We start from the raw sequence: 13,873 nt of genomic DNA, 5'->3' as shown, positions 1-13,873 counted from the left end.
TCCCGTAGGAGTCAAGTCCCTTCCGCTTCAATACACTCTTTGGTGATGCAAAAGGCTATAGAAATTTGAGCAATGTTAGGAAGCCAGTCATTTACTATTCAACCGAGGATTTACTTGCGTTAAGGCAATCCTCACTGCTACCTTATCCTCTCTAATATGTAAAATACACTGCAAACTTTCCACTACAAGAATGACACTAGTCTTCAATAAAAAACTCCTTTGTAGAATGGTTCCACAAAGGAGTTTTCTTTCTTACTCACATATTCTTAGTCTGCCACTTTCCGTGCAAAGAGTGATCTTAGCCACCGCGGGCTTACACCCACCACATATCAGACGGTGTCTCCTCGATTAGGACCGACTTCAGGTTCTTCACTGCACGGAGGAAGCCTTCCTCAATCGACATGATCGGGTCTTCATGTTCGATGCTGACAACGTAGTCATACCCATACGTACGAAGGGTGCTCATCATGTCGGACCATTCCTGCAACCCATGACCACATCCGACTGAACGGAACGTCCATGCCCTGCTCCTTACGTTTCCGTATGGCTGCATATCTGTTAGACCGTACATGTTGACGTTGTCCTGGTCGATGTACGTATCTTTTGCATGGAAGTGATGGATCGCATCTTTTTGGCCGAGGATCTTGATGGCGGCAACGGGATCAATCCCCTGCCACCACAGATGACTCGGATCGAGATTGGCACCGATGGCTTTACTCGTTTCTTCCCTTAGTTTCAGAAGGGTGTACGGGGTGTGTACAAGGAACCCGCCATGAAGCTCAAGACCGATCTTCACGCCATTTTCTTCTGCGAGTTTCCCCATCTCCTTCCAGTACGGGATCAATTTCTCTTCCCACTGCCATGTCAATATATCGCCGTACTCATTCGGCCACGGAGTGACGGGCCAGTTGGGATGCTTCGCTCCTTCATGATCCCCTGCCGTACCGGAGAAGCAGTTCACAACAGGTACGTTCATCAGACCGGCAAGACGGATGGTCTTCTCAAGGGCTCTATGGGATTCTTCTGCAAATGATTTGTCAGGCGTAAGTGGGTTTCCATGACAGCTGAAAGCACTGATTTCCAGTCCCCTTGACTTCACTTTCTCAGCATACTCACTGCGTTTCTCTTCACTCTCGAGTAGAGCGTCGAGGTCACAGTGGGCGTTACCTGGATAACCGCCCGTACCGATCTCCACGGAATGGAGCCCCGCTTCCTTCACATAGTCCAACATCTCTTCAAAACTCTTTTCAGAAAATAATACAGTAAATACTCCGAGCTTCATATATGTTTCCTCCTATCTTAATGTGATGCTTTTCCCCGTTTCGCTGCTTTTATAGATGGCTTCGATTATGGCTGAAACCTGCAGTGCTTCTTCCGGTTTTACTATAAGCTCTTCATCGCCTAAGCAGCTCTTGATGAAATTCATCGCCTGGGGGATGCCCGCATCATCGTCACCGGGTATCCAATCCGCCTCACTATTCAGGAGCATGCCGTGCTTCATCTGATTCATCTGGAATGGGAAAAGGTCGATCCCCCCGATTTCACCTGAGATGCTCATGCTCTCTTCATCCGACTTGACGTTGGCCGACCAGGATGTCTCGAACAACATGGATGCACCATTATCAAATTTGATATAGGCTGTCACATGATCATCCACCTCGAAGTTTTCCCGATCGAAGTCCCCCCACTGATTCACCTGTCCAGGCATGCGAGAGAGCTTGTTATAAGCAGTACCAGTCACTTCAACCGGGATCGGATTGCCAAGAAGCCATAAGGAAAGGTCGAGGAAATGGCATCCGTAATCGATGAGGCTCCCTCCTCCCTGAAGCTCCCGGTTGGTGAATACGCCCCAGCCCGGTACTTTGCGACGTCGTATTGCACGCGCCCTTGCTACGATCGGCTCGCCGATTTCGTTTTCAGTAATGACCCTTTTTGCAGCGATGGAATCCTTCATGAACCGGTAATGATATGCAATTCCGAGGAGTTTCCCTGATTTTCTGGATGCATCGATCATGGCTTCACATTCCGTCACGGTCATCGCCATGGGCTTTTCACAGAAAACATGTACTCCTGCATTCAGCGCGGCTATGCTGATTTCCGCATGGAACTTATTTGGGGTGCAGATGGTGACGGCATCCACAACGTCGAACATGTCATGATAATCGCTGAAAACATGGGGAATGGCGTGCTCCTTTGCGACTCCCGCAGCGGTTGCCGGGTTAAGATCGCTCACCGCTGTAATGGTCACGATATCTGACAGTTTTTTATAAGCAGGAATATGGCGGCCCTGGGCGATTCCCCCGGCGCCGATGATTCCCATTTTGAGCTTTGTCATGGCTGAAACTCCTTATCTTACAGTCTGATGATCTGTTTGGTTTTACTTGATTCAAGGGCTCCCAGGACCACCTGAAGTGATTTCATGGCTTCTTCACCTGGGACAGCTGCTGGAACGTCCTCTACGACTGACGTCACGAATCGATCGATGACTCCCGATGCAGACTGACCGCCGTCATCGTTCGTCTGGATCCCGCCCAGTTCATATTTGACGACCTCACCCGTTGAATACTGGACGACAAGGGAATTGACAGGATCTTCTTCAAGTCGAAGGACGGCTTTTTCACCATAAATGACGGTCGAATTATCTTCCTTTTGATAGGACCAGCTTGCAGCAAGGGTCCCGATGGTCCCGCTCTCCGTTTTCAACACGCATACGGCCGTATCATCGACATCTGCATTTTCTTTGGATGACGTTTCAACGAATGCGCCTACTTCCACGAATTCTTCACCGAGGATATATCGCATAAGATCCGTTTTATGGACCCCAAGATCACCCATAGCACCAATGAAGGCTTCTTCTTTTTTGAAGAACCAGCTATCCTTTCCATCCACGCTCCAGCCTTCAGGACCGCCGTGACCGAATGCGGTGCGGAAGCTGTAAATCTTTCCGGCTTCTCCTTTGGAAATGAGCTCTTTTGCTTTTTGGTGAGATGGGACAAATCGCTGATTGTGTCCAATCATCAGTTTTCGACCGGCTTCATTGGCTGCCACAATCATGGCTTCCGCTTCTTCAGTGGAAGTGGCCATCGGCTTTTCGCATAGCACATGCTTCCCTGCCTTCAGTGCATCAACGGATATCGGAGCATGAAGGGCATTCGGCGTACAGACGCTCACCGCTTCAATCGACTCATCCTTCAACAAGTCTTTGTAATCCGTATACGCTTTTGCACCAACCTGGTCTGCCATCTCTTCGGCACGGTCTTTTACGATATCGCAAACCGCCACGATTTCTGCGTGTTCATTGGCCATATATTCAGGAATATGCCGATGTTTCGCAATGCTGCCGCATCCGATCACACCAATCTTCAATGGTTTCATTTTGCTTCCTCCTTCGCTTTGATCGTTTCAAGTGGTTGTGCATTTCCATAGATAGGTCGGTTCCGGTTCACTGGGGCAGCCCACTTCACTGCATTCGCAATCACCTTTTGAACGTCTTGATGGTAATAGGTAGGATACGTTTCATGCCCTGGACGGAAGTAGAAGATCTTCCCGTTCCCACGCTGATACGTACATCCACTCCTGAAGATTTCTCCTCCTTCAAACCAGCTCACCATCACGAGCTGATCCGGCGCCGGGATGTCAAAGTGTTCGCCGTACATCTCCTCTTTCTCAAGCTCAATGCTTTCCCCGACCCCTTCTGCAATCGGATGAGATGGATCCACGATCCAGATTCGTTCCTTCTCATCGGCTTCACGCCATTTCAAATCACAAGAAGTGCCCATGAGAGTTTTGAAGATTTTCGAGAAGTGACCGGAGTGAAGAACAATCAGACCCATTCCATCCAGTACCCGCTGCTTCACTCTATCTACTACTTCGTCACTCACTTCCCCGTGGGCAAGATGCCCCCACCAGATCAATACGTCTGTTCCATCAAGAACCTCCTGCGTCAGGCCATGCTCGGATTCATCCAATGTGGCTGTCCTCACATTGAATGCCTCTTCCAGGAAAGAAGCGATTGCTCCGTGTATTCCTTTAGGGTAGATCTCCCTTACCACTGGATTCTGTTGTTCATGACGGTTTTCGTTCCAAACTGTAACATTCATTATTCGATTCCCTCCATTTGTTGTTGTGCAAGCGATTGCCTAAATTGTGCCGGTGTTGCTCCTGTATGCTTCTTGAATACCTTGCTGAAATATTTCTCATTCTGGAATCCCACATCGTGAGCAACCTGATAGATTCTCACGTAAGGATTGGATAAGAGCTGCTTTGCCTTCTCCACCCTGACCGATGTCAGATAATCCGTAATGGTCACTCCGTATTCCTGTTTGAATCTGCGGGAGATGTACTCCCTGCTCAGATAGAATCGGTCGGCGATTTCCTGAAGGCTTACTTCTTCCACGTAATGCTTCATCAAGAATTGCTCCACTTCCTGCATTGGGTTCTTTTCTTTCTGATACCTGATGTTCGACAGACAGTCGATGAGTTCAAGAAAGTCTTTTCTTTTATCCTCTTTGAACCGATCAACCAAAAAAGATCCGTCCCTTCCCCAATAGTCCGATTCCTCCGATTTTCTTTCGAGGGATATGCCGTACTCTTTGAGCCAATTTGACCGGAGGAGGTTGAACTGATCATCCCACTCCTTCAGGCGGGCAAGGGTAAGTCCCTCTTTCCTATTTAAGGCATCCATGATCATCAGTACTTTGGATGAGAGCTTATCTTTATCTCCAGCTTGGATGAGAAGCTTCAACTCCGCCGCATAATCGAAAAGGTGGGGAAGCTCTGACTTCCTCTGAATCTTGGATACAACCGCCGCCTTCCTGGTCAAATCTTTTCCAAAGTGGATGGCCAGTGCTGCTTGATAGGCATCATGCATTCGGGTGGAAACCATCCCGATGGCCATGGTGATCTGCACACTGCTATATTGATAGATTCGCTCGGTCAATTGACGGAGCCTGCTCTCTGCATCATCTATATCCCAGAGGAGGATGGCAATCTCATCATCTGAATGTGTATGGCGGAAACAGACACCGATATCCTTGCTCCTGAGCCACTCATTGCAAATATTCATCACTGTAAAAACCGTCAGTTCGCGATCGCCTTGAAAGACGTGTCGGATCATGGGTTTCACTGAAAAGATTGCAATACGCTTTTCACAGTCCACCAGCGATCGTCCATGCTCCTTGAGAAATTCCTTCTCCGCTGAAGGAGGGACAAAGGATTGACGGCACAGAGTCGAAAGCAAGTGATCCCAGTACCGGGGTTTCACTTCGTTCATGGCCTGCTTCTCCTCCGCTTCCGAACGACGATGATCTCTCCATTCCTTCACAGCCCTCTCGAGGGTTTCATTCAGTATATCGGGCTCGATGGGCTTCAAGAGATAATCGAAGCTCTTATAATGAATGGCATTCCTCATCAATTCAAAGTCATCATGTCCGCTTACGACGATGGTTTTACTTCGGATACCTGCCGTGTGGATCCATTTCAACAGGCTGATTCCGTCTCTCTTGGGCATGCGCATATCAGTGAAGATGATTTCCGGACGGTGCTTTTGGATCAGTTCGACGGCTTCCTCCCCATCCTCTGCTTCCATGACCGTATCGATTCCATGGACTGCCCAATCAGCAAGGAGGATCAACCCCTCCCGCACGTGCTTCTCATCATCCACGATGATGGCTTTCATCGGCATCACCCTCCCATTGCAGCGGTACTTCGATTCTAACCATGAATCCTTCCTCATCCAGATTCTTCAGCAAAAGAGCAGCCTTCCCGCCATAGTACAGCTCCAATCGAACATACACGTTTTTCAATCCGATATGCCCTTCTGTCTTTTTTGATGGGTCGTACAATTGCTTTTCAATCTCTTCAAGCCTTTGTTCCGGAATGCCTCCCCCATTATCCTTCACCATGATGATCAGCTGATCTTCTTCACGTCGGCAATCCAGGGTAATGACGCCTGCCCCGTTTCTCACGTCGAAACCATGCTTGAAGTAGTTTTCTATGATGGGCTGCAGGATCATCTTGGGGACGGAGACTTCCTTTACGTCTTCATGAACAAGGATGTCGTATCTGAGCTGATCTCCGAAGCGTTCTTTCTGCAGGAGAAGATAAGCAGTCGCATAGGTGATTTCCTTATGAAGGGGAACGACGTCTTCCTGCATATCCATCCCGTATCTCATGATTTTAGAAAGATGGGTCACAAGGGAGTAAATGTGCGGGACATGATTCTTCAAGCCGAGTGTACCGATTGATTGGAGTGCATTGTACAGAAAGTGCGGATTGATCTGTGACTGGAGCATCTTCAATTGACTGGTGCGGTTCTCAAGCTCAAGCTTATACTCCCGGTTGATAAGTTGATTGATCCTGTCTACCATTTGATGAAACCTTCTGCTCAGGACCCCGATTTCATCCTCGCTATATGTCTCGGCCTTCACCTTCATATTACCGCTTTCAACCTGCTGGATGGACTGCAGGAGCCCACGGATGGGTGAGGTGATCCTGAATGAAACAAACAGGGTGGCCAAGACCACCAGCCCAAGCCCGATGACCCCAAAGAGGATATTGATCTTCGCTACATTAAAAGCGCTTTCATATAAATCTGCATAAGCAACACGTTTGACGAGGAACCACCCTCCTGCAGAAGGTGACAGGCGATCGTACATGATCACCCCATTGAAGTCATCCCTCTTCCACTCGATGGTTCCCGCCTCTTTCTCTTCACCGATGACCTCTTGAATCCATTGCTGCTTATCCGATATCTCGGCATCGGAACTGTAGATCATATCCCCATGCGGTGATAGAACATAAAACTCTTCAGATTCACTATTGTACATATTACGGCTGAGATCGATGATTTTATCCGGAGCGATATCGAGTGATATGTAGGCAAGGACGTCATTATCCGGGATGTTCCGGAATGCACGATGGATCGTCACGATTTCCTTTGAGCGCCTGATTTTCTCCTCCTGCTGGCTATAAGCAGGTTCAATATACATATTGAATGGACTCTGGGCAGCCTTCAGAAAAGAAGCCTCATCTTCTTCGGGTATCCCCCTTGAGAATACGACATTGGTCCGCCTGGTTGCCGAGATGAACCGGTCTTCGTCAAGAAAAGAAATCTTGACCCCGTTGATCGTATCACCAGTGTAAAGGATGGTCTGCATTACATTCTTCACCATCCCGATGGTCAGATAGCCATGGTCTTTGTCGGGGGATTTCATATAATTGATAAAGTCTGGATTGTTATAGAGGGAGAGGGACAAATCATTCAATTCTCCGATATAGCCTTCAAGATTCACCTTCCCCTGGTAAAGCAAGTTGCTGCTCTCTTTCACCACCTGGTCTTCCATGGAATCCTTTGTATAGAGATAGGTGACAATGATCGAAGAGCCAAAGGGCAGGATCGTCGTAATCATCAATAAGAAAATGAGCTTATTGCGGATGCTTCCCTTCAACATCGGTCCAGGCCCCCCGAAACTTGCTTATAAAATAGTATAAATCTTCCCTCCTCCTATTTGAAAGGGTTTTCTAAAAAAATATTTTAAAATACTGATAGAGGGGATAAAAAATGGAAAGCACCCATGACCAGTGCTTTCCATTCCTCTCTTACTTCAGGTTATCCCATGTTTTCTGGAATCGATCCAGGACTGTATCATAATCGATCTTGCCTGCAGCATATTCCTGAATGGTAGCAGCGAATTCCTTATTCGCTCCATCCGGCCATTGGAACCATGTCCAAGGGATTGTCTTCTCATCCTTCGAGTACGTCAGGATGGATTCACCAAGGTCTCCCAATCCATTCGGTTCGATGTTATCGAAAGCCGGAATGAAGGCAAACTCTTCTGTGATATAACGTTTACCTGTTTCAGATGAAACCATCCACTCCAGGAACATCTTCGCTTCATCCAGATGCTTGGAGTTTTTATTGAGTACCCAGTTGTTCGGTACCCCTACAGGAAGACGGTCGGCACTCTCATCATTGTCCAGTGGAATCGGCAGGAAGCCCATGTTGATATCAGGATTGACTTCGGTGATCATATTTTCTGTCCAGTTCCCTTGCTGAAGCATCGCAGTTTCCCCTGATGCAAAGAGCGTCACCTGGGTGTTATAATCCGTCGTCAGTGGATTATCGTTGGCATTCTTGATTTCTGCATCCAGTACACTCTTAAACTCTTTAAACTTGTCATTATCCTTGAATGTTTCTGTTCCATCATATAATCCTTTGATGAACGCATCGGGATCCTCCTGCTGGGCAAACGGGATATTCAGCAGATGCTGTCCGATGACCCACCATTCGCCATAACCGGCTGAAAACGGCGTGATATCCTTGGCTTTCAATTTCTTTGCTGCATCATTCAGTTCGTCGATAGTTTTTGGTGTTTCCTTTATACCTGCTTTTTCGAAAAGATCTTTGTTATAAATGAACCCGTACCCTTCTAGGTTGACCGGCATCCCGTATAGCTTGCCATCCTCATCAGTCATCGGGACTTTACCGATTGGAAGAACATGATCGACCCACGGCTCACCTGAAAGGTCTGCAAGCTTCTCTTTCCAGAGATCAAGCTCCTTGAAACCTCCATTGTTGAAAATATCCGGTTCCTCTCCGGAAGCGAATTTCGCTTTCAACGCTGCACCGTAGTCCGCACCTCCTCCTACCGTCTCAAGCTTGATTTTAATATTCGGATGCTCTGCTTCAAATTCCTTGATCATTTCTTGAAGTTGATCGGCGATTTCAACCTTGAATTGGAAGAAATTCAGGGTCACCACATCCCCGTCACTCTTCCCTCCTGAACCCGAAGAGCCTTTGGATGAACAGCCTGCAATGATCCCAAACACCAGAATCAACGACATGCTTAACAGCAGAATACGTTTCACTAGATTCGACCTCCCCATTCTTCTTATAAATTTTATATAATTTTCTGCATGGAATATACAGAAAGTTTATATCTACTTGATTGATCCTGATGCAATCCCTTTAATGATATGCTTCTGAAGGAACAGGAAGAAAATGATGACCGGTGTGATCCCGAGGACCAAAGCGGCAAGTCCCATGTCCCATTGCTTTGTATACTGTGCAAAGAATGAGCTGGCAGCAAGCGGGATCGTACGGAGCTCTGCATCCTGCAGAACCAGGAGCGGAAGAAGATAATCATTCCATATCCAGAGCGTATTCAGAATGACGACGGTGACGGTGATAGGCTTCAATAGGGGGAAGACAATCCTCCAGAAGACACCGAATGAACTGCATCCATCCATCATGGCCGACTCCTCGATCTCTACCGGCACCGTCTTGACAAAGCCATGGTACAGGAATAGCGACAGAGGGACGCCGAAACCGAAATACATGAGGATCAATCCCGGTATACTGTTAGTCAGACCCAGTGTCCCACCTACCTTCATCAGGGGAATCATGACCGTTTGGAAAGGAATGACCATGGCTGATACAAATAAGATGAATAGGACCTTACTGAACTTCCCCGGAGTCCTGACCATTTTCCATGCGGCCATGGAGGAAATCAGAACAAGACCGATGTTACTGATCGTGGTGATGATGAAGGAGTTCATGAAGGCACGGGGGAACTGAATGATCTCCCACACCCTTGCATAGTTTGAAAACATGAACTCTTCCGGCCAGGCCGCTGCATCGATCAAGATGGCTGCGAACGGTTTGACCGAATTCACCAGTACGAAGTAAAAGGGAATCATGAAGACGATGGCCAGTGCGATTGCGACAATTTCGAGCAGGAACGTCCTTTTTGTATAGCGGTTGTTCATCATGCCTGGACCTCCTTCCTCTTCGTGATCATCACCTGGACGGTAGTGAATACGGCGACGATGACAAAGAACAGGATCGATTTGGCTGTACCGAGACCGTACCGGTTATTCTGGAATGCTTCTTGATAAATATTGATGGCTACAGACTGGGTGGAGTTGAATGGTCCCCCGCCTGTCAGGGATATATTCAGATCAAAGATCTTGAATGCCATGGAAATCGTCAGGAAGAAGCAAATCGTGAAAGCCGGCAGGATGAGGGGAACAATGATCCTTGTCAACAGCGTCCAGTTCGATGCACCATCAATTTTTGCTGCTTCCAACAAAGATGTATCGACACCTTGCAGGGCTGCTACATATATGACCATCATATAACCGCTGATCTGCCAAGCGAAGACGATGACGATGCCCCAGAAAGCGGTCTTCTCATCTCCAAGCCAAGGCATCTTGAACAGAGAAAGGTCGGTTGCATTTCCCAACGAAGCAAACCCTTTTACAAAGATGAACTGCCAGATGAATCCAAGCAGCAGGCCTCCGATGACATTCGGCAAGAAGAATACGGTCCTCAGGATATTCCTCGTCTTCAAGGCGGCATTCAAGAGAAGGGCAAACCCGAACCCGATCACATTGCTGATCACCACTGCGGCAAACATGAACTTCGTTGTGAACATAAAGGATTGGAAGAACACCTGATCATCGGTGAATATCCGGATATAATTATCGAATCCAACCCACTCCACAGCTGAACTGACCCCGTTCCAAGATGTAAATGAATAATACAGTCCCATCAAGAATGGGATGATCTGAATAACCAGGAAGAACACTAGTGCCGGACCCACGAAGGCACTATAGGTCAATATGTTCTTCCATTTAAGTCCTTTTTTAGGAACAGGCTTCAGCTGTGCTTCTGGCCTGACCGGTCCCGTCTCTATCTTTGGTTCCATCTCTTCTCCCCCTTCGGTCGCGCTTTTTTTCATTATAATGTAAACGCTTACTTTTTATAGTCAACTGAGTTGACATGGATGGGGCACGATATTGACCTCTTTAGGGATCAAAAAAAAGACCCCCGCCTGAGTAAAGCGGGAGTGAGTTATATCTATTATTCACGGTCTAGGGGGAAGTCTCCCATCAATCGGTGGAGCCAGGAGATGCTGAGCTGGAACCACTGTGAGAAATCATCGTCTACCATTGAACGCTGTCCAGCCGATGACAAAGGCTTCCCTAGGGAAAGTCCGTGTACACCATGCTGAAAAATATGAGATTCAAAGGGGACGCCAGCACGGGTGAGGGCCCTTATGAATTCCACCGTATGTTCAACTGGTACAATCCGGTCTTCAAAAGTTGAAAACAAAAAGCTAGGAGGTGTGTTCCCATCAACTTTCTCTTCGAGGGATGGCACCGAGAATGCCAGCACATCCTCAAGGTTTGAAAGAATACAAGGATACCCAAGGATCAGGGCTCTCGGTCTGTAGGTACCCATGGTACCCAGCGAAGCGGCCAGATGCCCCCCAGCGGAAAAGCCGACTACCGCGATACGCTCAGGATCCACTCCTAATTCAGAGGCATGATTCCTGATATAAGCTAAAGCTTCCTCAGCATCCCTGAATGAATCTTCAAACCTCTTGGCTTCTCCTACCGAATAACGTAGGGTGAATGCATGATAGCCTTCTGACAAGTATGCCATGGCTACAGGCTCTGCCTCCCGGTCGGATGTATAGTAATACCCTCCTCCCGGCAGGATCAGAACGGCAGGACGGGTGGTAATGTTTTTCATACGCTTGGTTGTATCCAATAAATAAGCTGTAAGCGTCGATTGCGGGTTGCTGCTCAACTGGATAGATTGAATGTTCATACGTTTTCCCCCTAATGATCTATACGTTATGTCCAGTATATAAGGAGACGGATGGGGTTTCCAGATATTCTCTCCTGCATTACAAAAAAAGACTTCCAACAAATCTGTTGGAAGTCTGAATATGTAAGATGGAGCGGGTGATGGGAATCGAACCCACGACATCAGCTTGGAAGGCTGAGGTTTTACCATTAAACTACACCCGCTTATGGTACCGGTGGCCGGGGTCGAACCGGCACTCCTTACGGAACACGATTTTGAGTCGTGCGCGTCTGCCTATTCCGCCACACCGGCAAGCGTCTAAAAACAATATGGAGGCGGCAACCGGATTTGAACCGGTGATAGAGGTTTTGCAGACCTCTGCCTTACCACTTGGCTATGCCGCCATTTTTCTATGGAGCGGAAGACGGGATTCGAACCCGCGACCCCCACCTTGGCAAGGTGGTGTTCTACCACTGAACTACTTCCGCACTACTGGGCTAGCTGGATTCGAACCAACGCATGTCGCAGTCAAAGTGCGATGCCTTACCGCTTGGCTATAGCCCACTGTTAGTATATGACACACAGAGAAAAATGTGACAAAAATATGGGGCGACTGATGGGAATCGAACCCACGAATGCCGGAACCACAATCCGGTGCGTTAACCACTTCGCCACAATCGCCATGGCAGGGGCAGCAGGAATCGAACCCGCACCAAAGGTTTTGGAGACCTTCGTTCTACCGTTAAACTATGCCCCTGTACTAAATGGTGGAGGGGGGCAGATTCGAACTGCCGAACCCGAAGGAGCGGATTTACAGTCCGCCGCGTTTAGCCACTTCGCTACCCCTCCAGCTAAAAAAATCAGTGGTGCCGGCAAGAGGACTTGAACCCCCAACCTACTGATTACAAGTCAGTTGCTCTACCAGTTGAGCTACACCGGCACAAAAAAATGGTGGCTCAGGACGGAATCGAACCGCCGACACATGGATTTTCAGTCCATTGCTCTACCAACTGAGCTACTGAGCCATTGCATATTTTTATTAAAAATGAAAAATGGCGGTCCGGACGGGACTCGAACCCGCGACCTCCTGCGTGACAGGCAGGCATTCTAACCAACTGAACTACCGGACCAACTTTTTTTCGCATTAGCGAAAATAAAGATCAATGTTCTTTTAATAGCAAATATGCTATCAATGTCACTACATCCCAATCCTCTCGGATCAAAACGGTATTGCGGGGACAGGATTTGAACCTGCGACCTTCGGGTTATGAGCCCGACGAGCTACCGAACTGCTCCACCCCGCGACAATAAAAGTTTGATTCCATTCTTTAACCTGTTAAGTTCAAGAACGCATGGAACGTTATTTTCACTACGCTTCGCTTCGTGAAAAAACAATGGTGGAGGATGACGGGATCGAACCGCCGACCCTCTGCTTGTAAGGCAGATGCTCTCCCAGCTGAGCTAATCCTCCACTGATTCTTTCTGTTTGAAAATGGTGACCCGTACGGGATTCGAACCCGTGTTACCGCCGTGAAAGGGCGGTGTCTTAACCGCTTGACCAACGGGCCTTATATGGCGGAGAGCAAGGGATTTGAACCCTTGAGACAGCTATAAACCGCCTACACGATTTCCAATCGTGCTCCTTCGGCCACTCGGACAGCTCTCCATATAATGGCTCCACAGGCAGGACTCGAACCTGCGACCGATCGGTTAACAGCCGATAGCTCTACCACTGAGCTACTGTGGAATGTACCGCCTGGCGACGTCCTACTCTCGCAGGGGGAGATCCCCCAACTACCATCGGCGCTGAAGAGCTTAACTTCCGTGTTCGGCATGGGAACGGGTGTGACCTCTTCGCCAATGTCACCAGACTATGTGCGTCCTTCAAAAGGACAAGTATTATTATACCGCATCTTCGCGGTAATTTCAAGGTTTTTTTATACTTTATGTATACTTATTCCCTGAAAACTAGATAAAGGGTTGATAGTCAATCATTACCGGCGTATCGTCCAGTCCGGGAGACGCGATGCGCCTGCGCTATTAATCCAGCTCCGGCGGCTAGAGACTCGAGGTCATTTCGGATCCATCAGCCGACGGTAAGGAACACCGTCAACTGCTGGCTCAGAAATGCTTGTCGTCTCTGAACGAGCCGCCTCCGCTTTTTCATTTGGTTAAGTCCTCGATCGATTAGTATCAGTCAGCTCCATGTGTCGCCACACTTCCACCTCTGACCTATCTACCTGATCATCTTTCAGGGATCTTACTCACATAAAGTGA

10 protein-coding genes, 16 tRNA genes and 2 rRNA genes are annotated in these 13,873 nt (G+C 48.1%); all 28 read right to left on the bottom strand.

The genetic code is table 11. From position 1 onward, the window contains the following. Positions 1–313: 313 nt before the first annotated feature. Positions 314–1,282, bottom strand: coding sequence for a sugar phosphate isomerase/epimerase family protein (locus ABJ225_RS00140; protein WP_347317829.1), 969 nt, complete (start codon positions 1,280–1,282; stop codon positions 314–316). Between the two features lie 12 nt (positions 1,283–1,294). Further along, a complete protein-coding gene (locus ABJ225_RS00135) occupies positions 1,295–2,335 on the bottom strand; it encodes a Gfo/Idh/MocA family protein (protein WP_079515703.1) in 1,041 nt (346 codons plus the stop codon). Positions 2,336–2,352: 17 nt separating this feature from the next. After that, positions 2,353–3,375, bottom strand: coding sequence for a Gfo/Idh/MocA family protein (locus ABJ225_RS00130; protein WP_347317827.1), 1,023 nt, complete (start codon positions 3,373–3,375; stop codon positions 2,353–2,355). Further along, positions 3,372–4,103: a ThuA domain-containing protein gene (locus tag ABJ225_RS00125; protein ID WP_347319266.1), complete on the bottom strand. Its 732-nt coding sequence runs from the start codon at positions 4,101–4,103 to the stop codon at positions 3,372–3,374. The genes ABJ225_RS00130 and ABJ225_RS00125 overlap by 4 nt, the downstream gene beginning before the upstream one ends. Next, the gene (locus tag ABJ225_RS00120) at positions 4,100–5,677 is read right to left on the bottom strand and encodes a response regulator transcription factor (RefSeq protein WP_347317825.1); all 1,578 of its coding nucleotides are present in this window, start codon (positions 5,675–5,677) and stop codon (positions 4,100–4,102) included. Before ABJ225_RS00120 ends, ABJ225_RS00125 begins: the two co-directional genes overlap by 4 nt. After that, positions 5,655–7,451: a cache domain-containing sensor histidine kinase gene (locus ABJ225_RS00115; RefSeq protein WP_056538312.1), complete on the bottom strand. Its 1,797-nt coding sequence runs from the start codon at positions 7,449–7,451 to the stop codon at positions 5,655–5,657. The genes ABJ225_RS00120 and ABJ225_RS00115 overlap by 23 nt, the downstream gene beginning before the upstream one ends. Before the next feature lie 148 nt (positions 7,452–7,599). Further along, positions 7,600–8,844, bottom strand: coding sequence for an ABC transporter substrate-binding protein (locus ABJ225_RS00110; RefSeq protein WP_347317823.1), 1,245 nt, complete (start codon positions 8,842–8,844; stop codon positions 7,600–7,602). A gap of 96 nt (positions 8,845–8,940) precedes the next feature. Beyond that, on the bottom strand, positions 8,941–9,768 hold the full coding sequence (locus tag ABJ225_RS00105) for a carbohydrate ABC transporter permease (RefSeq protein WP_218247873.1): 828 nt from the start codon (positions 9,766–9,768) through the stop codon (positions 8,941–8,943). Continuing rightward, a complete protein-coding gene (locus ABJ225_RS00100) occupies positions 9,768–10,709 on the bottom strand; it encodes a carbohydrate ABC transporter permease (protein WP_056538318.1) in 942 nt (313 codons plus the stop codon). The genes ABJ225_RS00105 and ABJ225_RS00100 overlap by 1 nt, the downstream gene beginning before the upstream one ends. 155 nt (positions 10,710–10,864) lie before the next feature. Next, a complete protein-coding gene (locus ABJ225_RS00095; protein ID WP_347317821.1) occupies positions 10,865–11,617 on the bottom strand; it encodes an alpha/beta hydrolase in 753 nt (250 codons plus the stop codon). A 129-nt stretch (positions 11,618–11,746) separates the two neighbouring features. Continuing rightward, positions 11,747–11,820, bottom strand: a tRNA-Gly gene (locus tag ABJ225_RS00090). A gap of 3 nt (positions 11,821–11,823) precedes the next feature. Continuing rightward, a tRNA-Leu gene (locus ABJ225_RS00085) sits at positions 11,824–11,908 on the bottom strand. A gap of 18 nt (positions 11,909–11,926) precedes the next feature. Next, positions 11,927–12,000, bottom strand: a tRNA-Cys gene (locus ABJ225_RS00080). Positions 12,001–12,009: 9 nt separating this feature from the next. Next, positions 12,010–12,084, bottom strand: a tRNA-Gly gene (locus ABJ225_RS00075). A gap of 4 nt (positions 12,085–12,088) precedes the next feature. After that, positions 12,089–12,160: transfer RNA gene (locus tag ABJ225_RS00070), tRNA-Gln, on the bottom strand. 41 nt (positions 12,161–12,201) lie between these two features. Continuing rightward, positions 12,202–12,277 (bottom strand) — tRNA-His (locus tag ABJ225_RS00065). A 2-nt stretch (positions 12,278–12,279) separates the two neighbouring features. Then, a tRNA-Trp gene (locus tag ABJ225_RS00060) sits at positions 12,280–12,353 on the bottom strand. Between the two features lie 8 nt (positions 12,354–12,361). Beyond that, positions 12,362–12,445 (bottom strand) — tRNA-Tyr (locus ABJ225_RS00055). Between the two features lie 15 nt (positions 12,446–12,460). Next, positions 12,461–12,536 (bottom strand) — tRNA-Thr (locus ABJ225_RS00050). Positions 12,537–12,545: 9 nt separating this feature from the next. Beyond that, positions 12,546–12,621 (bottom strand) — tRNA-Phe (locus ABJ225_RS00045). A gap of 28 nt (positions 12,622–12,649) precedes the next feature. Further along, a tRNA-Asp gene (locus ABJ225_RS00040) sits at positions 12,650–12,726 on the bottom strand. A gap of 100 nt (positions 12,727–12,826) precedes the next feature. Next, positions 12,827–12,900 (bottom strand) — tRNA-Met (locus tag ABJ225_RS00035). Positions 12,901–12,991: 91 nt separating this feature from the next. After that, positions 12,992–13,067, bottom strand: a tRNA-Val gene (locus tag ABJ225_RS00030). A 22-nt stretch (positions 13,068–13,089) separates the two neighbouring features. Then, positions 13,090–13,164, bottom strand: a tRNA-Glu gene (locus ABJ225_RS00025). A 5-nt stretch (positions 13,165–13,169) separates the two neighbouring features. After that, positions 13,170–13,262: transfer RNA gene (locus ABJ225_RS00020), tRNA-Ser, on the bottom strand. A gap of 6 nt (positions 13,263–13,268) precedes the next feature. Further along, a tRNA-Asn gene (locus tag ABJ225_RS00015) sits at positions 13,269–13,343 on the bottom strand. A 7-nt stretch (positions 13,344–13,350) separates the two neighbouring features. Further along, positions 13,351–13,467 (bottom strand): 5S ribosomal RNA (gene rrf / locus ABJ225_RS00010). 296 nt (positions 13,468–13,763) lie between these two features. Then, a 23S ribosomal RNA gene (locus ABJ225_RS00005) occupies positions 13,764–13,873 on the bottom strand; the annotation flags it as partial.

It is taken from the genome of Rossellomorea sp. RS05 (assembly GCF_039822645.1).
Taxonomy (GTDB): Bacteria; Bacillota; Bacilli; order Bacillales; family Bacillaceae_B; genus Rossellomorea; species Rossellomorea marisflavi_B.
The sequence above is the reverse complement of the archived record's forward strand: the minus strand, read 5'-3'. Positions and strand labels throughout refer to the sequence as shown.